The sequence below is a fragment of the Methanoregula sp. genome (genome assembly GCF_049690535.1).
GTDB lineage: Archaea > Halobacteriota > Methanomicrobia > Methanomicrobiales > Methanospirillaceae > Methanoregula.
In genome coordinates this window covers 19,912-44,942 of the sequence record NZ_JBAVMX010000087.1, presented here as the reverse complement: position 1 = coordinate 44,942, position 25,031 = coordinate 19,912, and the positions used below count along the sequence as shown (strand labels likewise).

The 25,031-nt window shown below is 52.0% G+C and carries 21 protein-coding genes; 15 read left to right on the top strand and 6 right to left on the bottom strand.

The window, feature by feature from the left end; all coding sequences use genetic code 11:
* Position 1: 1 nt before the first annotated feature.
* On the top strand, positions 2-376 hold the full coding sequence (locus WCE46_RS06465; protein WP_424732883.1) for an ArsR family transcriptional regulator: 375 nt from the start codon (positions 2-4) through the stop codon (positions 374-376).
* Here WCE46_RS06465 and rpiA read toward each other — a convergent pair.
* Both rpiA and surE read right to left on the bottom strand, forming a co-directional pair.
* Entirely contained in the window at positions 356-1,069 is a 714-nt protein-coding gene (gene rpiA, locus WCE46_RS06460; protein WP_424732882.1) for a ribose-5-phosphate isomerase RpiA, read from the bottom strand. The genes WCE46_RS06465 and rpiA overlap by 21 nt on opposite strands.
* A gap of 339 nt (positions 1,070-1,408) precedes the next feature.
* Complete coding sequence (gene surE, locus WCE46_RS06455; RefSeq protein WP_424732881.1) at positions 1,409-2,191, bottom strand: 5'/3'-nucleotidase SurE; 783 nt, start codon at positions 2,189-2,191, stop codon at positions 1,409-1,411.
* A 109-nt stretch (positions 2,192-2,300) separates the two neighbouring features.
* On the opposite strand from surE, the gene WCE46_RS06450 reads away from it, so the two are divergent.
* Positions 2,301-3,188 (top strand): ATP-grasp domain-containing protein, encoded by an 888-nt coding sequence (locus WCE46_RS06450; protein ID WP_424732880.1) that lies wholly within the window; start codon positions 2,301-2,303, stop codon positions 3,186-3,188.
* The gene (locus tag WCE46_RS06445; RefSeq protein WP_424732879.1) at positions 3,185-4,120 is read left to right on the top strand and encodes a hydantoinase/oxoprolinase family protein; all 936 of its coding nucleotides are present in this window, start codon (positions 3,185-3,187) and stop codon (positions 4,118-4,120) included. Before WCE46_RS06450 ends, WCE46_RS06445 begins: the two co-directional genes overlap by 4 nt.
* 49 nt (positions 4,121-4,169) lie before the next feature.
* Here the strand turns inward: WCE46_RS06445 and WCE46_RS06440 are convergent, their stop codons facing one another.
* A complete protein-coding gene (locus WCE46_RS06440; RefSeq protein ID WP_424732878.1) occupies positions 4,170-4,796 on the bottom strand; it encodes a hypothetical protein in 627 nt (208 codons plus the stop codon).
* A 1-nt stretch (position 4,797) separates the two neighbouring features.
* Positions 4,798-4,974, bottom strand: a complete 177-nt coding sequence (locus WCE46_RS06435) for a hypothetical protein (protein ID WP_424732876.1) — start codon at positions 4,972-4,974, stop codon at positions 4,798-4,800.
* A gap of 91 nt (positions 4,975-5,065) precedes the next feature.
* Between WCE46_RS06435 and WCE46_RS06430 the strand changes: the two genes are divergently transcribed.
* Together WCE46_RS06430 and WCE46_RS06425 are read left to right on the top strand one after the other, a co-directional pair.
* Positions 5,066-6,925, top strand: coding sequence for a molybdopterin oxidoreductase family protein (locus tag WCE46_RS06430; protein WP_424732875.1), 1,860 nt, complete (start codon positions 5,066-5,068; stop codon positions 6,923-6,925).
* Between the two features lie 2 nt (positions 6,926-6,927).
* Positions 6,928-8,178 (top strand): Coenzyme F420 hydrogenase/dehydrogenase, beta subunit C-terminal domain, encoded by a 1,251-nt coding sequence (locus WCE46_RS06425; protein WP_424732874.1) that lies wholly within the window; start codon positions 6,928-6,930, stop codon positions 8,176-8,178.
* Positions 8,179-8,344: 166 nt separating this feature from the next.
* Here WCE46_RS06425 and WCE46_RS06420 read toward each other — a convergent pair whose 3' ends face one another.
* Positions 8,345-9,829, bottom strand: a complete 1,485-nt coding sequence (locus WCE46_RS06420; RefSeq protein ID WP_424732873.1) for a hypothetical protein — start codon at positions 9,827-9,829, stop codon at positions 8,345-8,347.
* Between the two features lie 134 nt (positions 9,830-9,963).
* On the opposite strand from WCE46_RS06420, the gene WCE46_RS06415 reads away from it, so the two are divergent.
* The 9 genes from WCE46_RS06415 (at position 9,964) to WCE46_RS06375 (ending at position 22,426) form a co-directional block, all read left to right on the top strand.
* On the top strand, positions 9,964-10,545 hold the full coding sequence (locus WCE46_RS06415; RefSeq protein ID WP_424732872.1) for a hypothetical protein: 582 nt from the start codon (positions 9,964-9,966) through the stop codon (positions 10,543-10,545).
* A 1,131-nt stretch (positions 10,546-11,676) separates the two neighbouring features.
* Positions 11,677-12,591: a hypothetical protein gene (locus tag WCE46_RS06410; RefSeq protein ID WP_424732871.1), complete on the top strand. Its 915-nt coding sequence runs from the start codon at positions 11,677-11,679 to the stop codon at positions 12,589-12,591.
* Between the two features lie 99 nt (positions 12,592-12,690).
* Positions 12,691-14,733, top strand: a complete 2,043-nt coding sequence (locus WCE46_RS06405) for a hypothetical protein (protein WP_424732870.1) — start codon at positions 12,691-12,693, stop codon at positions 14,731-14,733.
* A gap of 522 nt (positions 14,734-15,255) precedes the next feature.
* Entirely contained in the window at positions 15,256-16,191 is a 936-nt protein-coding gene (locus WCE46_RS06400; RefSeq protein ID WP_424732869.1) for a hypothetical protein, read from the top strand.
* A gap of 121 nt (positions 16,192-16,312) precedes the next feature.
* Positions 16,313-17,857, top strand: coding sequence for a response regulator (locus WCE46_RS06395; protein ID WP_424732868.1), 1,545 nt, complete (start codon positions 16,313-16,315; stop codon positions 17,855-17,857).
* On the top strand, positions 17,857-19,752 hold the full coding sequence (locus WCE46_RS06390; protein WP_424732867.1) for a PAS domain S-box protein: 1,896 nt from the start codon (positions 17,857-17,859) through the stop codon (positions 19,750-19,752). Before WCE46_RS06395 ends, WCE46_RS06390 begins: the two co-directional genes overlap by 1 nt.
* Positions 19,752-20,966: a response regulator gene (locus WCE46_RS06385; protein WP_424732865.1), complete on the top strand. Its 1,215-nt coding sequence runs from the start codon at positions 19,752-19,754 to the stop codon at positions 20,964-20,966. The genes WCE46_RS06390 and WCE46_RS06385 overlap by 1 nt, the downstream gene beginning before the upstream one ends.
* A 114-nt stretch (positions 20,967-21,080) precedes the next feature.
* Entirely contained in the window at positions 21,081-21,458 is a 378-nt protein-coding gene (locus WCE46_RS06380) for an ArsR family transcriptional regulator (RefSeq protein ID WP_424732864.1), read from the top strand.
* Between the two features lie 266 nt (positions 21,459-21,724).
* Complete coding sequence (locus tag WCE46_RS06375) at positions 21,725-22,426, top strand: PAS domain-containing protein (protein WP_424732863.1); 702 nt, start codon at positions 21,725-21,727, stop codon at positions 22,424-22,426.
* Between the two features lie 54 nt (positions 22,427-22,480).
* Here the strand turns inward: WCE46_RS06375 and WCE46_RS06370 are convergent, their stop codons facing one another.
* Positions 22,481-23,524 carry a histone deacetylase family protein gene (locus WCE46_RS06370; protein WP_424732862.1) on the bottom strand — a complete coding sequence of 348 codons (1,044 nt, stop codon included), beginning with the start codon at positions 23,522-23,524 and terminating at the stop codon, positions 22,481-22,483.
* A gap of 618 nt (positions 23,525-24,142) precedes the next feature.
* On the opposite strand from WCE46_RS06370, the gene WCE46_RS06365 reads away from it, so the two are divergent.
* Positions 24,143-25,021 carry a formate/nitrite transporter family protein gene (locus WCE46_RS06365; protein WP_424732861.1) on the top strand — a complete coding sequence of 293 codons (879 nt, stop codon included), beginning with the start codon at positions 24,143-24,145 and terminating at the stop codon, positions 25,019-25,021.
* The last annotated feature ends 10 nt before the right edge of the window (positions 25,022-25,031 follow it).

The window sequence follows — 25,031 nt, the reverse complement described above, 5'->3', positions numbered from 1 at the left end:
TTTGCGAACAGAGAATGTAATGTATTTCACCGAGAAGGAAGAAGAGTTTGCGAACCTTCTCATCGAGATCGGAACAAAGAAAAACGTGGCAAAGGTCTTGGTATTCTTAGCCAATATTCCCGAAGCAACATCGCGTGCGATCGAACGGGGAACCGACCTGCGCCAGCCCGAAGTAAGTATCGCCATGCGCTACTTACTGGAGCAGGGCTGGATATCCAGCCGCGAGAGCAAGGCCGAGAGCAAGGGACGCCCGGTCAAGATCTACGAACTTGCAAAGCCCATCACGGATATCATGGACAGCATCGAAAAAGAGAAGAAGAAAGAGGCGACCAACCAGCTCGCCATGATACAGAAATTACGAGACTACATCGTCTGATGTCAGTATCGTACACTTTTTTTCATTCCCGACAATAACCGTCGTGTTCCCGCAAAACCGGGAAAAGATCCCGCTTTCGACAACCCCGGGGATCATCGCTATGGCCGCTTCAAGGGCCGCAGGATCAGCGATCTCCTCAAACTGGCAGTCGACAATAAAGTTCCCGTTGTCCGTTATAACCGGGCCGTCCTTTTTCACCGCTTCACGGATGAACGGCCGGCACCCAAGCCCCCGCAGCTGCGCCATCGCTGTCTTTGTTGCAAACGGGATCGTTTCAACCGGTACCACACCGGACAACCGGGGCACCATCTTGGCCTCATCTGCCACGACAATAAACCGGAAGGCGGCTGCAGCCACGCATTTTTCCCGGGTAAGGGCTGCGCCGCGTCCCTTAATCATACGGAACTGCGGATCGATCTGGTCGGCGCCATCGATCGCAAGATCGAGCACCGGGTTATCATCCAGCGTGGTCAGGGAAACCCCGTACTCGCGCGCCCTCATTGCCGTCTGGTAAGAGGTCGGGACACCCGAAACCGAGAGCCCGTCCCTGATCCGGCCGGAGAGGCATTCGATCGCGTAAAAAACCGTGGAGCCGGTCCCAAGACCGATCACCATGCCGTCCTCCACCAGGTCTGCGGCCTGGTATCCCGCGGCACGCTTCGCCGCGGCGACTGCTTCTGTTGTGCCAGCCATGTCAATGATAGGGTTCGGTGCCGGGATAATTAAAACTGGTGAAGGGCGGAACTGGAAAAACAGGAATGATCCAACCCACTAGCACATGAATAACAAAATCATTCAGAGAATACGATGCCTCCCCGCCTCAGGGCCCCTCCGGGGCACGGCGGGGCAAGGGATTTTATTTTAATATTTTTATGTCACTGATCCGCCGCGGGGGCGTCCCTTTTTGGTGCGGTGGCGTCTATCATATTTCAATGATGATATCAGCCGTGACAGACATGAGATCTCAACCGGAGTTTCTGTAAAAAAGGAAAACCGTCTTTTACCAGATAAAACAGGTATTGTCAGTTGAGATTAATCAAAAAAAATCTTTTTCGTCTCGTCATCTGCCGCGTACGCGGTGCAGTCCAGCGTGATGGGCGTGATCGAGACATTGCCCTTCCTGACCGCATGCACATCTGTGCCTTCCTCGGCATCTTCGTACAGCGGGCCGTTGATCCAGAAATACGGCCGGCCCCGGGGGTCGAGCCGTTTTTCGACACCGGTGTGGAAGAGCTTGCGGGCGAGCCGGGTAACCTCGTATCCTCCGCTGATCTTTGAGGGGATGTTGACATTGATCACATCCGCATTCGGGCAGAAACCGGATTTCAGCACGCGGCTGACCACGTCCCGCACGACCTTCTTTGCCTCATCAAAACTCTGCGCTGACTGGCCAGGATCGTCAAACTTGTCACCCTGGTCTTCCACCTGCAGGGAAAACGCGATCCCTTTTGTCCCCTGGTTGGACGCTTCAAGGGCCGCGCCCATAGTACCTGATGTCATGATAGATTCAAACGAGAGGTTCTCACCGATGTTTATCCCGCTCACGACGAGGACCGGCGCAAGTTTCAGCGCGTACAGCCCGATGATCACCGCATCGGTGGGCTTACCCGCAACCGCCCATGCGTTAAAACCGTTGATCTTAATCTTGTTTGCCCGGATGGGCTCGAAGATCGAGATCGAGCGGCCGACCGCGCTCTGCTGGGTCGCCGGCGCGACCACGGTCACATCCGCGATCGGGGCGAGCGCTTCGTAGGCCGCCCAGATACCAAGGGAGTTCACGCCGTCATCATTGGTGAGGAGGATCGCGGGTTTCATAAGCAACGGGTACTTATAGCGCCGCCTTATCAAATAACTCACCGATCAGGGCCGGTCGCGGACAGGGAAACGGATAGGGTAATTTTATGCAGGTGCAATAGTACCTGCAATGAAAGTCCTGCTCGCCGAGTACACAACTGCCTGCGATCCCGCCCTTGCTCCTGAAGGGGCGGCAATGCTTGATGTCCTGCACAAAAGTTTTACCCGGTGCGGCTACGATGTGGTACTGCCGGGGACCGGGGATTTTTACGAGGAAATCGTGCGACTCGCTCCTGGCTGCGACATGGGCCTTGTGATTGCACCCGATTCCCTGCTTGCAAAATTTACCCTCCCGGTCGAACAGTACTCCCACAACCTCGGGTGCGGCAGCATGAATGCCGCACTCTGTGCAAACAAAGTGACAACGGGAAAACTCTTAAAAAACCACGGCATCCCGGTGCCGGGAGAGGCAGGCGAAGGCAGGCATATTGTAAAACCGGTGGCCGGCTGTGATTCACAAGGTGTACGCCTCACCATGGATGCACCGGGCACAGGAGAATTCGCGCAGGAATATATCGAGGGCGAGCACTACTCGGTCAGTCTTATCATGAGCCGGGTTGTCGGTGAAGCCTGCCTGTACTTCTCCGGTAACCCGCCGCTTGTCCTTGCCATCAACCGGCAGTTTGTTACCCTTGGGTGCGATGGCGCATTTTCCTACAACGGCGGGGAGACACCGGTCCATCCCGCACACGAACAGGAGATCATCGAGACCGCAGTAAAAGCCGCGACCGTGCTCGGCTGCCAGGGATACTGCGGCATCGATGTCGTTCTTGCGGACAAAGTCTATATCGTTGATGTGAACCCCCGGATTACCACGAGCCTTGTCGGAATTGCAGCCTGCATGGAAGAGGAGATTGCCGCACTGCTCGTGGAAGCCTCGCACGGCAGCGCGCCAAAAGAGGTCCACCTGACCGGGAAAGTGCGGTTCGACACGCACGGGACGGTCACGCCGGCATGATCGGTATCGATGTAGGAGGTGCAAACCTCAAGGTTGCGGACGAAAACGGCGTCCACATCCACTACTGCCCGCTCTGGACCGGTGCCCCGATCACCGATCTGCTGCGGCAGTACGCAAGCCGGAATGACGGGGCCGCAGCGGTTGTGATGAGCGGCGAGCTTGCCGACTGCTTTGAGAACAAACTGCAGGGAATAACATTCATCACCCGTGCGGTGCAGGAAGTTTTTCCTGACGCCTTGTTCTACGGCACCGATGCACAATTCCATGATGGCCCGGTGCCGGCGCTTGCCGCTGCAAACTGGCTGGCATCCGCTGATTTCCTCCGGGAAAAGTACCCGGATGCGGTGCTGCTCGATGTGGGGAGCACAACTGCAGACATTATCCCGCTCTCCCGTTTTCCTGATCTCGTGGGCCTCTCTGACCTCTCAAGGCTGCAGCGAGGATACCTCGTGTACACCGGAATGCTCCGGACCCCGGTAGCAACCCTCATTTCATCCGTGGACCTTGCGGGAACAGTGACACCGGTCAGCACGGAGTATTTTGCCGCGAGTGCCGATGTCCACCTCGTGCTCGGACACATAACTGCGGAGGAATATACCTGCGACACACCGGACCACAAGGAGAAGACGCCTGCCGCGTCTCTCCGCCGGCTTGCCCGGGTGGTCTGCGCAGATCTCGAGGAGATTGGAAATGATGGTGCCCTGCAGATCGCAGCGGAGTTCTGGGCCCGGCAGCGGGCGCTCGTTTGCGACACCGTGCGCCGCGTGGCAGAAGAATGCAATGCCTCTTCAGTTATTGTGGCGGGTATTGGCGCGGCGCTTTTTGCACGTGAATGCGGCGGGATCAATCTTATGCAGGAACTCGGAGAAGCTGCCGATGCACTGCCCGCCTATGCGGTCCGGGAAATATCCTTACGGACACGGGGAAAATAAGCCTGTGGCCGGTGCAGGCTCCCCCAGTCCTGCACCCGCTCTCCGGGTGTTACCCGTTTCGTTCTATTTTCTCTTCACTTGAATCCTGTTCTTCATGTTCACCGTCAGGAACCGGCAGATTACGTGCCACCCGGCCCGCATACGGGTAATTGCAGGCGGCAAGGACATCTGCCCCGCTGATGGGACTTGCCGCTCCAGCCCGGGCTGCAAGGGTGGAGAGTGCAACCACCGACATCGGCATCCTGATACCAAAGAGATCTGATGAGGGGATAGCGTGGGCGTGCTCCCGGACATACAACCGGCAGCTGGTCCGGTTGACGACAACACCCATCGCATCGAGCCATGTTGCCGTACGGCTCACCGGCATGATGGTCGCAAGAGAGAGGCAGATGTCGATCACCGGTGAACCGATCCGGGTGTCCGGATAGAACGGTTCATCGGCATTGAAAATGCGATCGCACCTGCGGCAGTAAAACCTTTTTACCACAACCCTGATGGTGCGCTCCTCTGCGCCTTCGCGGATCACGGCAAACACCCTTTTTTTAGTGTCGTATCCCGATACCGGTCCTCCGCAGACCGGGCAGGCGTTCAGTTCTCCAAAAGTTACGCCATCGACTGCCACAAGTCCTGCCTGGACAATTGTCGAAAGCATCGGGGGAATGCGGGGGGGTTTCATCTCACCGGCACCCTGCGGGCCCGCCATGCGCGAACCGGTACAGGTGCGAGAATTGAGAAGCCCGGTACCCTGCCGCTGCACACCCCGAGAAGACCGCGAACGGGGCTGACTGCCGGAACCCTGTACCGGCTGCGCGATCGCGGACCCGCCCGCACCTGTCTTTTACCGGGATGTCCACACCTAAACCCACTAATAATCATCATATTTTTAATTCATTTGAACAGCATTAAATATGTTCATGACAGACCGTTGTTGTTCGAGGTTAGAACATGGATTTCAAATATGTACCAAGCACCTGCCCCTACTGTGGCAACGGGTGCGGTGTCAACCTTGTCGTAAAAGACGGCAAGTTTGTCGGGATCTCCCCGTGGCACCGCAACCCGGTGAACGAGGGTAAGGTCTGTATCCGCGGGAACAAGTCCTACGAGTTTGTCAACAGCCCCGACCGGCTTGTGGCACCCCTCATCAAGAAGGGCGACAAGTTTGAGGAAGCCAGCTGGGAAGACGCGTACAAGGAGATCGCCGCTGCATTCAAGTCCGTCAAAGGAGATGCAATCGGTGTTGTCGCATCAGCCCGGAACAGCAACGAGGACTCCTTTGTCTTAAAGAACTTCGCGGCAAACGTGCTCAAGACCGCAAATATCGACTACTGCGGCCGGCGCTGCAATGCCGACGCGGTCAAGGGCCTTGCTGATGCATTCGGCAGTGGGGCTACCACCAACTCGCTTGCCGACCTCTCCGAGGCAAAGGCAATTCTTATCGTGGGCAGCAACCCCTTAGAGGAAAACCCGCTTGCAGGACGGAGAATTATTATTGCAAAGCAGAACGGCGCAAAGATCATCGTCGCCGACGCCCGCAAGACCGCCACTGCACGGCTCGCTGACATCCACATTGCCTGCAACCCGGGCACCGGTGTCGCGCTCGTGAATGGTATCATCACCGCGATCATCAAGGCCGGAAAAGAGAACAAAGACTTCATTGCAAAGAAGACCAAGGACTTCGAGAAGGCAAAGGCCGCAGCAGCAGCCTGCACTCCCGACGCGGTCGCAAAGGTCGCCGGTATCGATGCTGATGTTGTCACAAAGGCAGCCGAAATGTTTGCCGCAGCACAGCCGGCAGCAGTCGTCACCTCCGCAGGCGCAGGCTCAGGAGACCTGATCCGGGCCCTTGCAAACCTCCAGCTGGTCACCGGCAATGTCGGTAAAGCCGGCGCAGGAGTCAACCTCCTCCGCGGCAAGACCAACGCACAGGGTGCAGCCGATGTCGGCGCAGTCCCCGGTGAGGGTGGCCTTACCGTCCCGGCCATGATCGAAGCGGCAGCAGCCGGCAAGATCAAGGCACTGTACGTTGTCGGGGAGAACATCGCCTCGGCAGGCGCCCATGTCGCCGATGCCCTTGGCAAGCTCGACTTTTTGGTCGTGCAGGATCTCTTTATGACCGAGACCGCCGCAAAGGCAAATGTCGTTCTTCCCTCTGCCTCCTTTGCAGAGCGCGACGGTACCGTCACGAACGCCGAGCGCCGTGTCCAGCGGATCCGCAAGGCCATCGAACCCGTCGGCTCCTCAAAGCCCGACTGGCAGATCACAAGCGAGATCGCAAAGGCCATGGGCCACGAGAAGGACTTCGCGTTCAAGGACGCTGAAGCCATCTTTGGCGAGATTGCAAAGACCGTTCCTGCCTATGCAGGCATTACCTATGCGAAACTCGAGAGGCCGGAGGCCATCCAGTGGCCGGAGGCCGGTGGTGTATTCGGTACAGCAATTCTCTATGCAGACAAGTTCGGCACCAAGGACGGCAAGGCCGCCTTTGCCGCAGTCGAGTACAAGGCCGTCGAGGCAGCAGCGGGAGAGTTCCCGTTCGCGGTGGCCGCACAGTGGCCGATGGGTACGCTCTCAAAGAACACCTCCTCCATCATGCGCGAGTGGCCCGAGGCAAGAGTCCAGATCAATGCCGACGATGCAAAGGCACTGGGTGTCCGGGACGGTTCACGCGTCAAGGTCACCGGTAAGGCAGGCTCACTCGAGCTTGCAGCCGATGTAACGAAAGGCATCAAGAAAGGTGTCGTCTCAATGCCCGCCGCCATCAACGCTGCGGCTGTCAAAATCGAGAAATCCACAGGAGGGAACTAACCATGGCAAAGAAAGGCGACATGATCTACGCGTGGACAAACGACGCAGAGATCCAGAAGAAAGCCGAGCTCGGTGGTGCGGTCACCACCCTCTGGAAGTATGCACTGGAATCAAAGATGGTCGACGCGGTCCTTGTCATCTCAAAAGGTAAGGACCTCTACGATGCAAAGCCGACCCTGATCACCGACCCGGCACAGCTCGCGACAACCGCCGGCTCGCTCCACTGCGGTACGCTCCTCCTCCCGAAGCTCATCAAGAAGTACTTCGATGGCGCAGAAAACATGAAGATCGGCGTCACCGTCAAGGGCTGCGATGCGATGGCATTCTACGAACTTGCAAAGCGCAAGCAGATCAACCTCGACAATGTCGTCATGATCGGTGTCAACTGCGGAGGGTCGGTCAGCCCGGTCCTTGCCCGTAAGATGATTGCCGAGAAGTACGAAGTCGACCCCGACACGGTCCACAAGGAAGAGATCGACAAGGGTCAGTTCATCATCGAGTACGAAGGCGGACACAAGGGTATTTCCGTTGACGAACTCGAAGAGCACGGGTACGGCCGCCGGCCCAACTGCCGCCGCTGCAAGATGAAGATCCCACGCCAGGCAGACCTTGCCTGCGGTAACTGGGGTGTCATCGGTCCACGCGCCGGAAAAGCGACCTTTGTTGAAGTCTGCTCCGAGAAGGGTGCAAACCTCATCGATGGTGCGGTAAAGAAGGGGCTCCTTGCGACCGAGGCAGCAAACCCCAAGGGCCTCGAGATCCGCGGGAAAGTCGAAGGCGCCATGTTCAAGCTCGGCGACAAGTGCCGGGCAAAGGACTTTACCGGTCTTGGCGAAGGCAAGGACCGGTTAAAGAAGATCATGGAGGAGACCAGCCGATGCATCAAGTGCTACTCGTGCATCTCCGCTTGCCCGATCTGCTACTGCGTTGACTGCACAACAAAGAACCCGGTCTATGTAAAGCCCGGCGAGGTACCGCCAGACTTCATGTTCCACCTCATCCGGTTCGCCCACATCGCAGATTCCTGCGTGAACTGCGGCCAGTGCCAGGAACTCTGCCCGGCAGAGATCCCAAACGCGCTCTTCATGCATGCCCAGCAGGTTGAACTCGAAAAGATGTTCGGCCACGTCCCGGGTGTTTCCATGGAACTGCCGCTCATGGCATTTGTCGAGGAGAAAACAGAAAGGGCACGGCTTAAGAATACCGGCAGCGACATGATCTACGAGAACGTGTTCAACCCGGTGCCAAAGTAATACTATTATTTTTTTTGAGTCTTTTTATCGGTGGAGAACCGGTTCCGGTGCGTTCATCGTTAGTGAGCGGGAGTTCCTGCGTTAAAATTATCCGGTCAACAGCGGACGCAACAGTACTCTTGCAACGGATGATACGTTACATGCATCAGTGCTGTTCCAGCAGCACCTATATGGTTACCTTTCCAAAAACCTCATTGAATCCCTGTTGACTTGCCTGGGCTCTCTCTATGCATTGCTGATGCCATACTTTCAATGCCAGAAGCGTGCAAATCATTTCAAGTTTCTCCCGATCAATCACGGATGCATCCCCATAGGATTTGGGATGCCAGCTGAACCATCCCAGAGTCTCTTTGTTTTTCCTGATCGGAATTCGTAATAACCCTTCATAATTCTTTGAAATGAACCTCTGAGTCACCGAATCTAGTTTCTCAAATGGTAATAGAGAAGAGGAGGATACATCCAACGATTTTAATCCGGTATCGGTGCCATGTGAGGTTTGCGATGCACGCCAGCAATACGAACAACGGAAATTATCCATATCCCGGATATATATGTCCAGAATGCATTCATCGGAATTGAGAAGTGAATGCAAATACTCCAGTGCCCAGGGTATCAATACTGCGCACGATTCCCTCTCATAAATCTGGAGTCGGGTTAAAAGCTCCTTCAGGTAATTATCCCATTCCGAAGATACCTGTTGTAAAAGAGTTGTTTCCATACGTTGGGAAGTTGTCTTACGAAGCACCCCAATCACTGCCCGTGAGTCCATATAGGGAATCCATCCAAAGTGGAATGAATAGTTCCCTGCGATTCCCGTTTCCGGACTAACCAGAGTAATATCCAGTGGTGGAGTGGTAGTACATATTCCTTTACTGATGGATGAGATGCAGTTTTCAAGCGCAAGCCCTGATGATGCCTGAAAAAAACGTTTGATGTTGCACCCTTTTATTGAATCAAGCGGTCTTCCGAGGATCCTGGAAAATGACGGGCTGGCATGGACAATATACATATCCTGTAAAATAATGATACAATCATCGGTCTCTGTGGTACTCTCATCGAAGGGAGGATAAGTACAGTTCCTTGCTCCCCGGGGGGTCGTTTTGTGGGATCGCGTCGTATACACTACCACGAGAGGTTCTATCCCCTCAAGAGGAATGGGAAAAGCCCGGTAGAGAATCACGGCACTACTAGCATCATCCGTTTTTTTGATTTCATAAAGAGAGTGAAGAGATCCCTCTGCCGTTTTTATCCCGGAAAGCCATTGAAGAAATTGCCCGGACTCAAGAACTGCAGATATTTCCTGTGGGAACTGAAGTTCTTCTGTTTGTTCAGAAGTTAAACGGGAGATCGAATTTTTCTGGCATGTTTTATCAAAGATTAACAGGGACCGGGAAGTATCGATGATAAGAATTAATTCCTGAATATTGTTTTCCGTGTGGCCGGGCGATTCCTTTGAATGAATGTAAAACTTTTTTGCCATCCCATGATGTATAATTGAGACACTACCGTTCACTACCATTCCATCGAGATACTTTGAGAGTGTATTTCGTGAAATGCCGGTTTTTCGGGCGAGAGCAGAAATTGACACCGGTTTGTTGGTTGTCTTCAGAAAGGATACAATGATATCCCGTATTTCAGCAGATCCTCTCATTGAATTGAGGATATATATAAAACAAGTATTTAATAGTATTTTCATTGTTGAGCAATTTCTTTGATTTTATCATCTCCAGATTGGTAGAATCCTTGTTATACGATCGTTTCGATCGTAAGAGGGGGTTTTCGAACATGAAAACAAAACTATTGATTATTGCTGGCCTTCTGGTCATAGCGTTTGCAGTGATGATTACACCGGTGATGGCAGGTAATACTGCGACAGTTACGGCAAATCCATCGAAGGTGATATCCGTTACGGTTAATGGTGGGATCACTAATTGGGCTTTAGATCCAACAAACAGCCCGAAAATAGATGCATCAGATGTAACCCTAACGGTGTCATCTAATGACCCGGGGTGGACGGTAGCAGTTAAAGATGCTTTAGATCAGGATACTGGATCAAATTCAAAGCCTAACGCAGGATATCTGGTAGACTATAATACCAATACAAATTTATGGGGAACAACTCACCTGGGATCACCCCTTAAGGTTGAAAGTGCATCGGTAACTGGGATTACCGGCAACCCCGGATCACCTGTTATACTATCCAACACCGATCAGACTATTGAAACAGGGGCAAGTGACTCAACCGGTACCGGCACATTCACAACAACACCACTTACCTTTACTCAACCGGTTGCTTATACCGATCAGGTACTGGGAAGCAATCATGTCTACAGAATAATTGTTACGTTTACCGGTACCGCAACCTGAATGTTAAAACAGTACACTCTACAAATTTTTTACTTATATCCAATCATCTTATGGAGTAGGGCATGAAAAATTATTCTCGGAAATTTCGTAGAATGATATTTTCTGTTCCTTTATTCCTAGTTCTCACGTTTATATGTGTTTCCCAAGCATCCGCGTCGACAATATCCATCGATGAGTCAGGAACTATTAATAATTGGGCTTTAAATCCGGTAACAAGTCCAAACAACGATGCATCATCTATCTCATTAACCGTGCAATCGGATACTCAGCCATGGTACGTGAAAGTGAACGATGCTCTGGATGGCAACAAACCGGAATCTTCTGCTGGTCATTTAGCAGAATGGAATACGACATCCTCGTCCTATGTTACGAATCCTCATGTTCTGACTAATAATATGAATGTTGCCGCTTCAGCGGGGTCAGGGTATTCCGTGGGGTCCGCGATCAGCCTTAGTAACACAAATCAAAATATCGTGACGGGATCCGTTATAAACACCCCCGTTACTATCCCAATTAATGTCTCCCAGCAGGTAATCTACTCAGATATGCACCTGACCAATGATCGTGTATATAGGCTTGTCGTCACCTTCTCCGGAGGCTTTTCCTGATTATAGGGAAAAAAAGATTTGTATCGTTTATCACCAATTTGGCAGGAAGAGATATACAATGACACTCCGGTTTCAAAAATTCCTTTCTGGAATAATCCCTATTCTAGCAATGTTGATCCTATTCATGGCATGTATGCCCATAGTATCCGCAATCAGTGTGTCGGGAGCCAAGTATATGGGCAGCATCAGTCCGGGTGGAACTGATATTCACACCATGACGGTGAGTATCGGTTCCGGGGAAGACCCGACTGACATATCGGTGGAGGTATTCGGTTTTGGTCAGAATATGGATCAGGGTTATACTCCTTTAACCTCGAAAGATGATGTAAGTCCTTATTCTGCTCGTTCCTTTATCACGCTTGATAACAGCTCTCTTCACCTTGAACCCGGTGTTGCACAGAGCGTAAATGCAAAAATCACGATTCCTGTAAATTCCGGCCCGGGCGGAAGGTATGCTCTCATTTATATTCACGCTCTGCCAGGTAAGGGAAAATCATTCACCACTGCAATAATGGTCCCTGTAATGGTTACAATTTCCGGCTCAACACCAACAGAGACAGGGAGCATCACCAACCTTTCTGTGAGCGATGTAACCATCGGCCAGCTGATTTCAGTTACAACAACGCTCAATAATAACGGGAATTATCACTATTATCATACAGTGAACATCGTCACAATAAGCGATGCAAACGGGAACCACGTAGGAAACTTTTCAACCCAACCCTCAGTTTATGCCATTATCCCGGGAAGTACTGTCCAGTATATCGCAACTCCCACAATCCAGAACCTCCCTGTAGGGACCTACACCGCAGATTCCAAAGTTCTTCTTGAAAGCGGCACGGTTCTTGATGAGAAGACTACGACATTTACTGTAAAAACGAATTACATCCCCCCGGTGACAGAGTCTAACATCACGCTCACACCGGGAAGCGCAGGAACCCTGACATCCCCGGATGGCCGGTATTCGATCATGTTTCCGCAGGGCGCGGTACTAGGTGATGCTGTGGTGACATTAAAACCGTATACCAGAGATCAACTTCCCTCCGCACCAGCGGGTGCAACGCTTGGGGCAACCTGTTTTGAGATTACCGGGCTCTCCGGGTTACTCAGCAAGGACGCCACAGTTCAGGTGAAATATTCTGCGGATGATCTTGCAGCTGCCGGCGGAGATGCATCCCACCTGAAACTCACCTACTACGACGCTGCCCAGAATGCGTGGGTGATCCTGCCCACGCAGGTAGATACCGGGAGCACAACGCTGACTGCCACCACCAACCACCTGAGTGTCTGGGCTGTCATGGTTTCATCGTCAACCACCGGTGGCAGCTCGGCACCACAGGCCACAGCCACCAAGAGTCCCCTTTCCCTGACCGTGATTCTCACATCACTCATTATTGCCGGTATTGCCGTCGGGAAGAGTGCCAGAAAACGGAAATGAATGAGAAATAATTTTTTGGTTTTGGTCGTTATCTGCTTTTTTCTCTGTCTGACTTCAGGCTTTCTCCGGGCTCCTGCAGATGCGGGAAACACAGGTGACGTGCTGATTACCGGAACAATCCCACTTATTGCTTATAATATTTCGGCCACCGGAATCGGTTCCGACAATGCCACAATTACCTGGAATACGAACGGTGATGCGAACAGCACAGTTGAGTACGGTCTCACAACCAGTTATGGTTCTATAGGTTTTGACACGGTAATGGGGATCAGTCACACAATAACCCTGAACGGCCTGTCATCACATACGGTATACCACTTCCGGGCTGTGTCAACCAACCTTGACGGTGAACGATATGCGAGCGCCGATTCCACATTTCAGACATTAGCTCTCTCAGATACCGTTGTTTCTTCGGCCACTCCGTCGACAACCTTTACCGGGACCACCATCCAGACAGTCGGCGGCGTTCAGCAGGTCAGCCTCAACGAGGCACTCACCCAGGGAACCATCCAGGTTTACGGAAATACGGTTACTGTCAGTAATCCCGGCAACGGCTGGTCCAAACTGCAATATGTCGGCTCGAACGTCATTACGGATAATGGCAATGTCAGTACCGGCCCGATCCAGAGCGTGAGCATGCAGAGCGATCCGGTCACCGCATCGCTCGGTGGTGCCATTGGCACGGTCAGCACGCAGATCGAGATAGATCTGAAGCAGGTTGTTTCCGGTGTTACCATCCAGCAGAGTATTATCCAAGGAGCAAGTGCCACGGTGGCTGATGCCTTTCAGGTTGCAGCAACAAACAACAATCTCGATGTGAAGGCAATTGCCTATACGGTAGAGTTCCAGAACACCGCACCGTTGGATGCCAACCTGAACTCATACGGCGTCACCCTGAATTTAAGTGTCGATAATGCCTGGGTGGTCGCAAATGCCCCGGACGGCAGTGTGAATAACGTAAAGATCATACGGCTCGGAGACGATGGAACACCAGAAGTCCTCAGTACGACGTATCTCGGCAGTCAGGGTACCACCGATTATTTCGAAGCTATCTCGCCCCACGGGATTTCCACGTTCGGTATCGTTGCCGTGGCCTCCAGCAGTACACCTGGTGGAGGCGGGGGCAGCAGTTCCAGTGGGGGGACAGGGGGCGGAAGCACGGGTGGAGGTGGAGGTGAGAGTGTTGGGGGAAGTGTCCTGGTTGCCAGCCAGCCGGAAGCTCCATCCGCCCAGAAGGGTCAGCCGATACTGGCGCCCCCCCAGAACGGACCCACAACAGTACAGTCATTGGCCGTTGCAGGACTGATCGCAATCACGGGATCCTCAGGAGTTCAGACATTTACCCTTGACACTACCCTCGCGGCGCAATCCGGTGTTTCGGTAACTGTCGAGAATAACGTGATCACTATTACCCAGCCCGGTCTTACCCAGACGATTGTGACAAGCGGGAACCCTTCGGTACAGAATGGAATAATTTCGGGCACTGTTCAATCGGTCAGCATAACCACAACTCCCTCGATCGCCACCTTAAGTTTTGGTACCGTATCGGTGTCTATCGATGCTTCGCTTGCCACAATTCCGGAAAATGCGGTGATTACCACCACTCTCTCTGATACGGTGAGCTCGGATACACAAAGCGCGTTCCAGCTGGCTGCACAGAATGACAACCGGCAGGTTGACGCAATTGCCTATGTTATGACCGTTGAGACGACTAACTTCGTGGCAACCGGGCCGGCACTCGTGACCATGACGGTCCCCTCAAACTGGGTTACAAACCATGGCGGAACTGAATCGGTATTTATTGCACGATGGGGTGAGGATAAGTCCGTTGAGATTCTGGACACATCCTATAAGGGGATGGATGCGAAGGGTGCTATGGTCTTCGAATGTCGGTCTCCTCATGGATTGTCTATCTTTGGTATTACATCTTTAAGGCCTCTCGAAACGGCTCAAAAGAAACAAACGGGGGTTGCTTCAGGAGGATTGCCCCAACAGGGAGCCCTCGGTAATGCCAGTATTATAATCGCAGAAATCGGTTTGCTGATGATAAGCAATTATATTGTTATCATAGTAGCCGCAGGTTTGACTGCGCTCTGTATCATGCTTATCGTGATCTATATCAACCGGGATACCATTGAGTGAAGTCGGAATAAGCGCAGGTAAACCGGTTAACACTTTTTCGGTGTGTACTGCGACAATGTCACGGCCTGATGAGTGAGATCTTCAATAAATCGGATCACCAATGGTCTGAACTGGTGTATCTTGTCGCGGGCATCGGGTGACCGGAAAACAGTGATCGGAAATGGGAATTGAGGATGGCTGGTCGTGGCGCCACACGACATCGTGTCCATGAGCATGGGTTCTGTTGCACTTGACGGGAGTTTGAAGAGGAGGCCCCCATCGTATTACCTGCTTTTTGTAATAGTTAAACAGTCCCCATAAATGAAACAGAACTTTAAGAATAATTCTTATCAGTAAAACCGAGCACATCCAAACTAGTATTTAATGGTATTTTTATCGCTGTGCAATTTCTTTGGTTTTATCTTCTCAAAACAGGGTAAATTTTCTTTTATATTATCCATGAAAAATATCCCGCCCTGAAGGTATGATCCGATACCGGATGATGGAAACAAACAACTGTACCCGGTGCAGGTAAAAGAGTCGGTGAAGTGCATGATCTCGGTAGCCTATATCAATGACAATCATGCCATGCTGGAGTATGGCAGACAATATCTCGAAGGCCGCGGGGATTACCTGGTCGAAACGTTCGATACCCTGAATTACATCCGGGAATGGATCCCGTTTCATACCTATGACGTGATTATATCCAAGGAATACATTACCGGCATCAGCGTACCCGAAAAGATCCTACCGGCACTTCCCAAAGATGATACGACACCGGTCATTATCCTGCTGGACAAAGGTTATCCCCTGCAGGTTCCTGAAAAAGGGATACCCCGGCAACCAGTGTTCTCTTTAAGGATCCGCCGTGATTACCTGGCATTCTTCTTTGAGGTGCACCAGCTGATCAGACAGGTTATATGCAACCGGAAAGCAACGGCTGGCGTTAAGGCTCTCGATACCCTTCTGAAACGCTCTGAATTATTGCCGGAAAGTACCGTTGAAGAAAATATCAAAGCCATTGTTGAAACGTGCGGCAGGTGTCTCCCGGCAATTTTCACTGCATATTACCGGAACTCTGACAGAGCAGGACCTCCCGTTGCCGTGTGGCATGCCGGGGGGATTCCACTCTATTATGTCATGGATGATCAGAGCTGGAGAAAGATCAAGCCTCAAAAAATTAAAAAATGCAGGATTTCTTCAGGATGGTCCTGCTCACCGGACGGCAGGATCAAGCAAGCCGAAAATGAAGGACTGTTCTCCGTTGCCATGTATCCGGTTACCTGGCATGAGATGCTGGAAGGCATTCTCTTCAATATTTTTTCATCCAACCCTGTACTAACCGACCATGAATGCCTGATGCTGGAGACTTTTTCGGATATGATAACCTGGAATGAACACATGGCGTCCCGGTACCAAAACAGGAGTGAATGCATGATAGTACCTGGTGCTGACTGGGGAAGCAATCCAAAAGCATGAATCCGATAAACCGTGGCCGTAAGAAACGGCGGGAAAACAGGGTACCTCTTTCAGGGCAGTATGACACCGGAGGGGGGGACGGACCTTGAACCAGGAAATGAATGGTGGGAAAAACCTGAAAATGCATCTCATTACCCCCTCCAGAAGGAGTACTATTGTCAATAATCTTTCCTGCACGCCGAATGATGACACAAAAAATAACTCCCCCTTGCCGTTCTCCCCGCAGTTGCAGACAACAAAGGACCCGGTATCAGCAGGAATAACCCACGTACTGTACGTTGATGATGAACCTGCTCTGCTTGACATAACCCGGCAGTTATTAGAGAGTACCGGTGAATTCAGGGTTGACACGGTAACTTCCGTCAGTGATGCAATGAAGGCGCTCATGGAACGGACATATGACGCAGTCGTGTCTGATTACCAGATGCCAGAGACAGACGGCATCGCATTTTTAAAACAACTCCGGCACCAGGGAAACACGCTCCCGTTTATCATTTTTACCGGGAAAGGCAGGGAAAATGTGGTTGTTGAGGCACTCAATGCCGGCGCGGATTTCTACATCCAGAAAGGGGAGGATCCGAAGGTGCAGTTTGCCGATCTCGGGAATAAAATCCGGCAGGCGGTCCGGAGGAGCACAGCGGAACGCGCCCTCATGGAGAGTGAAGAACGGTTCCGGAATGTGGTTGAAGACCAGACTGAACTCATCTCCCGGTTCAGGCCTGACGGGATCCTCCTCTTTGTCAACGACGCATTCTGCCGGTATTTTGGTGTACTGCGGGAACATATTCTCGGCCGCCGGTTCGAGATACAGAGTCCCGGTGAAGACGGTAATGTCGTGAAATCTCATCTCAGATCGCTGACCCGGCAGCACCCGTTTGCGACCATTGAGTACCGGGTCATCATACCGACCGGGATCATCCGCTGGCAGCAGCGAAATGACAGGGCTATTTTCGATGATACCGGCACGCTGGTCGGGTACCAGTCTGTCGGCCGGGACATCACAGATCTAAAAACTGCACAAGAGGCACTGAAAACGTCACTTGTAGAGAAAAATATGCTTCTTAAAGAGATCCATCACCGGGTCAAGAACAACATGCAGGTCATCATCGGTCTTCTCCAGTTCCAGGCATCGACCGTCTCATCGCCTGAGATCGCGCGCATCGTTCTCGATACCGAGACCCGCATCCGGTCAATGGTTCTTATCCATGAACGGCTCTATAAGTCCGAGGATTTCGTTAACATCGATCTGGGGATATATATAAAAGATCTCATTGACAGTCTTATCTACACGTACAAAACGAAAACTGCCATTACTATCGAATATAGTATCGATAAATTTCTGATCGATCAACCTATGCTGATTCACCTGGGGCTTCTTATCACGGAAGTTGTCTCAAATTCACTTAAACATGCATTTCCTGATCGGAGTACCGGAACCATTTCCGTGGTGTTCCACCGGGAAAAAACTAATCGTCTGATCCTTTCCATTCATGATGATGGGATCGGAATCCCCGATTCCTGCATGCGGGAAAAACCAACAACGATGGGTTTGCAGCTTATCTATATGCTTGGCCGCGACCAGCTCAACGGGGAAATCCAGATTGAAGGCAATAACGGGACGACCTTCACTTTTACCTTTAACCCGGCGTTACCGGAGGGGGTATAATGGTTCCGGAGACCTCCCCTCAGGTCATGCACCGTGACAACAAGTTCTACCAGATGATGTTCGAATTGTCACGGGATGCAATCCTGACCATTGAACCACCATCATGGTGCGTTACCGCGTGCAATATTGCATCAGTGAAGTTATTCAATGCGTCCTGTAAAGAGGATTTACTCACAAAAGAATTCCCGCAAATCTCCCCTCATTATCAACCGGATGGGGAACTGTCTTTGGAAAAAGCCAGGAGAATAATCGAACATGCATTTCAGGAAGGACGCATTGTTTTCGACTGGAGATGTAAACGGTTCACGGGCCAGGAATTCCCCGCATCCATCCAGATTAACCGCATTGAAATAAACGGAGAAAAAGTTCTTCAGGCCACGATCAGGGATGTAACTGAAGAGCAACATCTCAAAGAGGAACAGCAGGCAACCCAGCAGCAGCTCGTCGCTACGGAGGAGGAACTGCGAGTCAGATACAACGAACTGAAACACGTTGAAAACAAACTGCGTGCATCAGAGGCAAAATACCGTACGCTCACAGAAAATACCTTAGATATTATTTATTCCATCGATCCTCAGGGCATAATAACGTATATCGGACCACAGGTTGCCAGGTACGGATTTATGCCGGAGGATTTCATTTCTCATAATATCAGGGAGATAATCCTGGAGGAAGATCTGGGGAGAATCCTCAAGGAAGGAAAAACGACGATTTTAACCGGTAAACCGATACGGACAGCCTTCCGTACCAGAGATCGCGCGGGAAATATCGTCTGGTTTGAGGACAATAGTTCATTTCTCGTAGATCCAACGGGAAAAACCGGCGTAAGAACCGGAGTCCTCCGTGATATCACAGAACAGAAAGAGACTGAAGAGCGGGTAAGAAAGAGCGAAGAATTATACCATTCCCTCGCAGAGACTTCGCAGGACTTAATCTACATCATTAATGCACAGGATCGAATCGAATACGTCAACAGCTATGCGGCCGCTGCACTGGGGAAGACGTATGAAGAAATTATCAACATGGACCGGGGCGCTGTCTTTCCACCGGAAATTAGTCTGGGGCAGCAGCAATACCTGAACATGGTTTTTGCGACCGGTAAGCCGAGCCGGTTCGAAAGCCAGATCCTGCTTTTGGGAGTGACACGGTGGTTGGATCATGCACTCAATCCATTAAAATACCCGGATGGAACCGTCAGGGCGGTTCTCTGCATATCACGTGACATCACCGATCTTAAACAGACGGAAGATGCATTGAAGGCATCGCTGGACGCAAAGAACGCACTCTTACGGGAGATCCACCACCAGGTCAAGAACAACCTGCAGGTCGTTATCGGCCTGCTCCTGTTCCAGGCATCGACCGTCTCGTCGCCTGAGATTGCACGTATCGTCCTCGATACCGAGACCCGCATCCGGTCCATGGTTCTTATCCATGAGCGGCTTTATAAATCAGAGGATTTTGTCAATATCAGTCTGGATACCTACATAAAGGACCTTGTTAATAGCCTGATCTGCGCATACGGAACAAAAACGTACATCAACGTAAAATATTCTGTCGATAAAATCCAGATTGACCAGTCCACCCTGCTTCACCTGGGGCTGCTCATCACGGAAGTCATTTCCAACTGTATCCGGCACGCCTTTACCGGTCGGAGCATCGGGACCATTTCCCTGGCATTCCACCGTAAAGAAAACAACGGTCTGATCCTTTCTATCCATGATGACGGAATCGGAATCCCCGAGTCCTGTCTGAACAAAAAAGCATCGACCGTCGGTTTGCAGCTCATATCCCTGCTCGGCCAGGATCAACTTGACGGAAAAATCCTGATTGAACGCGAGAACGGGACTACGTTTACGTTTACGTTTGATTACACATCCCAAAAGGAGGAAAAATAATGGTACATGAAAAAATTCTGATTGTTGAAGACGAAGTCATAATTGCCAAGATTCTCGAGGATCTCCTTGTTTCCCTTGGGTACACCGTAATAGCGCGGGTGAAAACCGGAGAAAATGCAATAAAAGCCGTCGGGCAGCATCATCCGGATCTCATCCTTATGGATATCCTGCTTGAAGGTAAGATGGATGGGATTGATGCTGCAGCGCAAATTAAAAAACGGTTTGGGATTCCGGTTATTTACCTGACATCATTCTCCGATGATGCCACGCTTGGCCGGGCAAAAGAGACCGACCCGTATGGGTACCTGGTTAAACCGTTTGTCAAGGAGACCATTCATGCAACGATCCAGATCGCTGCTGCAAAAAAATTATTCGACGAGCGTATACGCACGGCATCCATCTGGCTTAACCGGACAATTCAGATCCTGGATCGGGGGATCATAACAATAGACAAAAACGGAAGAACGATTTTGATCAATGCATACGCGGAACAGTTGACCGGCTGGAACATCCGCGATGCATACTTAAAACCGCTTGACGAAGTCCTGCAGTTTTATGATGCCATCACGGATCAACCTTTTATTCTTCACATCTCCCCGACACTCAATAAAGGGGTTGTCTCAGTGTTCCCCTCAGATGTGTACATCATCTCCCGGAACGGAGGACGGCAGTTATTGAAGGACTGCGTGCTTTCTCCGGTAACCGACACAAAAGGATTAATAATCGGCGCTCTCGTGGCGTTTTCTGTTGTCGATGACAGTCGTTCAAAGGGAGAACTGACCAATACCTATCTGAAAATTTCACAAAAAGAACCAGCTTCCGAAGGTAGTAATGAACCCTCCCCGGCAGCGCAAGCGTCGTTGAAATCGCTCTCTTCGAAACGGATAAACCAGATCCATGAAGAGATCACAGACCTTATGCATCTTGAACAGGCTAACTCGCTCTCTGTCATGGGGAAATTTGAGGATGCAATTCTGGAATACCAGAAGGCCCTGAAGATTCGGGCAAGTAATATCCAGGCCTGGCATAATATGGGCGTTATCCTGGAGAAGTGCGGCAGGAATGAGAGGGCCCTGAATGCCTTTGACAAGGCGCTTGAGATAAATCCCCGGTCTCTTGAAGCACTCCGCCATAAAGGAGATATCCTTCACAAACTCGGAAAGACGACCGAATCACAACAGATTTTTCATCAACTGGAGTTGTATTCGAAGTAAAAAATGGGGATGTAATGTCCTCGCGTCGATGGTTGGCGGGGTGCATTTCTTATCGTTAAAATTTTTAAGACCCACCGCCAGAGAAAATGACACCGTCTTTGAGCAGAGGGATACATGGTAACGAAGAACGTGATGTATTTTACGGACAGGGAGGTGGAATTTGTGCACCTCCTTGTTAAGATCGGGATCCAAAGGACGGTTGCCATGGTACTGGTATTCCTGGCAAATACTACCGGGGCAACCTCCCGCGACATCGAGCGCGGAACCGACCTGCGCCAGCCTGAAGTCAGCTCGGCAATGAAGTTCCTGACGTGTCGGGCATGGGTCAAAAGCCATGAGATCCCCCAAGAGCACAAGAGCGGCCGGCCGAGCAGAGTCTACGAGCTGGCAAAGCCAATAACCGGGATTATGGACTGCATCGAGAAAGAGACAAAAGACAAAGCCAATGATAAGCTCGCTCTCTTCAGGAAATTACAGGAATACCTCCCCTGATATCATCCAAAAACCAAAAATTAAGTACAAACGATTCAGCTCCCTCGACACATCAGATCTCCCCCTGCAGGGATTTTTTACCAGGTTATCCCGGTCCGTATACAATTTTAGCGACTAAAAAAATTTAAAAAACCAAAAAACAACCGTTAACAACGAGACCCGGGGCCGGCCGGCTCAAGTGTTCCCCGGGTTCTGGTACCTCTCATCGCGTCTGACCACGGCCGCCATCCACCAGATTTTTATAATAAAATCCGAAAGGATCCTATATGGTGGACACGGGAAGGCTCACATGGCCAGTTCAACGAAGGGAGGATTTTCTCCGTATTGTCGTGTATATCATTCTTTCAACCGCACTCATCTTTATCGTGGATATTATTACGCCTCTCGGCGTGATGATCTGGATCCTGTACCTCATCCCCCTCTTTTTAACCGTGTATCTCAGCTGGAAGTATGCACCGATCCTGATGACCGGCGTTTTTATTCTCCTTATGGCAGCGAGCCTTTTTTTGTCCCCGCGTGACCTTTCGATAGAATACGCGCTGATCGATCGGATCTTCTTTGCGCTGATCCTCGTCATTGCATCGTTTTTTATCAAGGATTACATCGCGAACGTCGAAGATATTGTCTCAAGTGAAGAGCGGTACCGTTCTCTTATCGAGTGGCTGCCCGAAGGAGTCGTGGTATACCGGCAGGGAGGGATCGCATACATAAATCCTGCCGGCAGCCGGTTGATCGGAGCGGACAGCGGGAAAAACCTGGCTGGCTGTGACATTGTCAGCATGGTCGATCCGGATTTCCAGGCCCTTTTCCGGCAGCGGGTAGACCAGGCCGCCCACGGTGCACGGATGAATCTCGATAAAGTGAAATTGATCAGGCAGGACAACAGCGATGTGGTTGTCGATATGTTTCTTGGGACGGTATTCTGGGACAACGGGACCGCGGTACAGATTGTGATGAGACCGGCCTGAACAGGAAAGGACTTGGCCAGGATCATCATACTTTTAACGGTGCTGCTTTTTTAGTCAGTGATTGATGCCGTGAAGTTTCCTCAGCATCTGCACCCGCTCGCGGGCCCCGGCGGTTGGCTCCGGCACCGGCTCCGTACTCCGCCTCCCGCCCACTGCACCAAGGATGGCATTGATGGCGGCGGGCTGGGACGGGCCGTACCCGCCTTCGAGCACGAACGCAGGTGGCAGGTCAAGCGCATCGATCAGCATCCCGGCAAAAATGCCGTAATCGGCCGGAACAAGTCCCATGCCACCGACCGGATCGTCCGCGAGCGCGTCCTGGCCGGCCGAGATGATAAGGAGGTCAGGGTGCGCCCGTTCGAGTACCGGGATAATGACCCCGGAAAAGACGTGCACGTAATCCCCGAGAGTACTCTTCTGCGGCAGCGGGGCATTTACCGTGTATCCCCGGCCGGCGCCGGTCCCGATTTCGGTTGCCGCGCCGGAGTGGGGGAAGAAATCCTCTGCATGGACCGAGCAGTACAGCACCCTGTCGCTCCCGGAGAAGATCTCCTGTGTACCGTTCCCGTGGTGCACGTCCCAGTCGACGATCGCCACGCGGTCCACGGAGGTGAGCGCCTTTGCCGCGGCGATCGCCACATTGTTGATGAGGCAAAAGCCCATCGCCCAGCCTGACGCGGCGTGGTGACCCGGGGGACGGACGAGTGCAAAACAGCTCTCGCCGGCGAGCGCACGCTCCGTGGCGGCGATCGCCGAGCCTGCCGCAAACGTTGCGACCTCGTACGACCGCGGGTTGAGGTAGGTATTTGCATCCAGAAATCCCGGCACATACAGGTTCCCGGTAAAGTACCCGCCGGTGCACCCGTACTCGTCGACCGTGTCGTACGCAGCATGGAGGGTGCACTGCTGGCGCAGCCATGCAAGATAGCCGGGCAGGTGGACGCGGCGGAGATCCTCTTCTCCTGTAGCCACCGGGGCACGGACAGGAATGCCATCAGGTACCTGTTCGGTAATCGCACGGAGACGATCCTGGCATTCAATATGGCCCGGACGGTTGTGGTGTTCAAAGACCGGCCCGGTGACAAGAGAACATTTCATGAGAAACCCGGCTTTTGATCGTAACAGATGGTTATCGGCCGATTCACCAGATGAATATTATGGATCCGGCCGGGACACGTTTTACAGGAAGGACAAACTACACGGAAACGATCGGGCCGGATCCCGCCTGAGTCCCAGTGAGTTTCCCGACATACGGTTTGGCGGGGCCACTCAGGAAAAACCCTGTCCTGATCCCGGAAATCCGGATCCGGTTTATCTGGCACAAAAGTGAAATAAAGATTTTAAATCCGTGCTTTCCTGAACATGACGCGCATAAGGCCATGACCGTATATCTGGAGGGTCACCCGCGTTTGTTCCGGGGCGGGCACCACTGGAGAGTCTATCCCTGTGCCCGGATAAGCCGGTGTTTCTTTTTTGTGATTTCCAAAAGATCCGGGCCGGCCAGAATAACCGGGATCGGTAACAGAAAACCGGTTACAAAATGTAATCATTCTCCGGCGTAAACCGACCGGAAAGCATTTAGAAAGGTATTAATAACGACAAACGGATGATCAAATTAGCCTATATCGAGCAATATTCGACTCTCTCTGGCTGGAAAACAGCTGTTCCCGGTTGCCCGAGATAGGTTGAAACGTTTCAAAAGAGGTGTGTAAGAGAATGGTGTTTCATCCTCCGGTAGCTGTTGTCGCCAAGGCCGGCGACGCCGGGAAATACAAAGTAGGCCTGCCTGCATGGAACCTGCTGCTCCGTGGGTTTATGGCCGGCGCGTACATCGCGATGGGCGGTGCCCTTGCAACAGTGTGCAGTACGGGAATCATGGCCACTGATGCCGCTGCGCGGTACGGTGCGGCAAGCGCCGGGTTTGCCCAGCTGATCCTGGGGTCGGTCTTCCCGGTCGGTCTTATTATCATCGTGCTCACGGGTGCAGAACTTTTTACCGGTGACGCGATGCTTGCCCCGATGGCGGCATTCATCCACAAGGTGAGCTGGCCGCAGGTCATCAACCTGTGGATACTGGTGTATATCGGGAACTTCATTGGTTCGATCGTCTTTGCCTACATCATGGCATACGGGCCTTTTGTCTCGTTCGACTCCACGGGAGCCGCAACGGTGACCGCGTTTGGTACCCGGGCGATTGCCATTGCGAGCGCAAAGGTCAGTTATGTCGGAATGCTTGGCATGTGGTCCGCGTTCCTCAAAGCCGTCGCTTGTAACTGGCTTGTGAACCTCGCCATCCTGCTCGGCATCTGTGCCGATGACCTGATTGGCAAGTTCTTCGGGATCTGGTTCCCGATCATGGCCTTTGTCTCGAGCGGCTTTGAGCACAGTGTCGCGAACATGTACTTCATTCCCGCTGGTATCCTCACGCAGGGATTCATCACTGATCCAACTAAGATCAATGCCGGCCTGACCTGGGTCACGATGTGGACCAACAACCTGATTATTGTCTCGATCGGAAACATCGTCGGCGGGTTGTTCTTCGTCGGTGTGATCTACTGGGTTGCGTTCAGGAAAGAGATCGCAGCACTGAAGTAGGAAAAACTGC

Bases quoted from the DNA above. Each gene is read 5' to 3' on its own strand.
- rpiA (WP_424732882.1), bottom strand. From the start codon at position 1,069: ATGGCTGGCACAACAGAAGCAGTCGCCGCGGCGAAGCGTGCCGCGGGA.
- surE (WP_424732881.1), bottom strand. From the start codon at position 2,191: ATGAAACCCGCGATCCTCCTCACCAATGATGACGGCGTGAACTCCCTT.
- WCE46_RS06450 (WP_424732880.1), top strand. From the start codon at position 2,301: ATGAAAGTCCTGCTCGCCGAGTACACAACTGCCTGCGATCCCGCCCTT.
- WCE46_RS06445 (WP_424732879.1), top strand. From the start codon at position 3,185: ATGATCGGTATCGATGTAGGAGGTGCAAACCTCAAGGTTGCGGACGAA.
- WCE46_RS06440 (WP_424732878.1), bottom strand. From the start codon at position 4,796: ATGAAACCCCCCCGCATTCCCCCGATGCTTTCGACAATTGTCCAGGCA.
- WCE46_RS06430 (WP_424732875.1), top strand. From the start codon at position 5,066: ATGGATTTCAAATATGTACCAAGCACCTGCCCCTACTGTGGCAACGGG.
- WCE46_RS06425 (WP_424732874.1), top strand. From the start codon at position 6,928: ATGGCAAAGAAAGGCGACATGATCTACGCGTGGACAAACGACGCAGAG.
- WCE46_RS06420 (WP_424732873.1), bottom strand. From the start codon at position 9,829: ATGAGAGGATCTGCTGAAATACGGGATATCATTGTATCCTTTCTGAAG.
- WCE46_RS06415 (WP_424732872.1), top strand. From the start codon at position 9,964: ATGAAAACAAAACTATTGATTATTGCTGGCCTTCTGGTCATAGCGTTT.
- WCE46_RS06410 (WP_424732871.1), top strand. From the start codon at position 11,677: ATGGTTACAATTTCCGGCTCAACACCAACAGAGACAGGGAGCATCACC.
- WCE46_RS06395 (WP_424732868.1), top strand. From the start codon at position 16,313: ATGCATCTCATTACCCCCTCCAGAAGGAGTACTATTGTCAATAATCTT.
- WCE46_RS06390 (WP_424732867.1), top strand. From the start codon at position 17,857: ATGGTTCCGGAGACCTCCCCTCAGGTCATGCACCGTGACAACAAGTTC.
- WCE46_RS06385 (WP_424732865.1), top strand. From the start codon at position 19,752: ATGGTACATGAAAAAATTCTGATTGTTGAAGACGAAGTCATAATTGCC.
- WCE46_RS06380 (WP_424732864.1), top strand. From the start codon at position 21,081: ATGGTAACGAAGAACGTGATGTATTTTACGGACAGGGAGGTGGAATTT.
- WCE46_RS06375 (WP_424732863.1), top strand. From the start codon at position 21,725: ATGGTGGACACGGGAAGGCTCACATGGCCAGTTCAACGAAGGGAGGAT.
- WCE46_RS06370 (WP_424732862.1), bottom strand. From the start codon at position 23,524: ATGAAATGTTCTCTTGTCACCGGGCCGGTCTTTGAACACCACAACCGT.
- WCE46_RS06365 (WP_424732861.1), top strand. From the start codon at position 24,143: ATGGTGTTTCATCCTCCGGTAGCTGTTGTCGCCAAGGCCGGCGACGCC.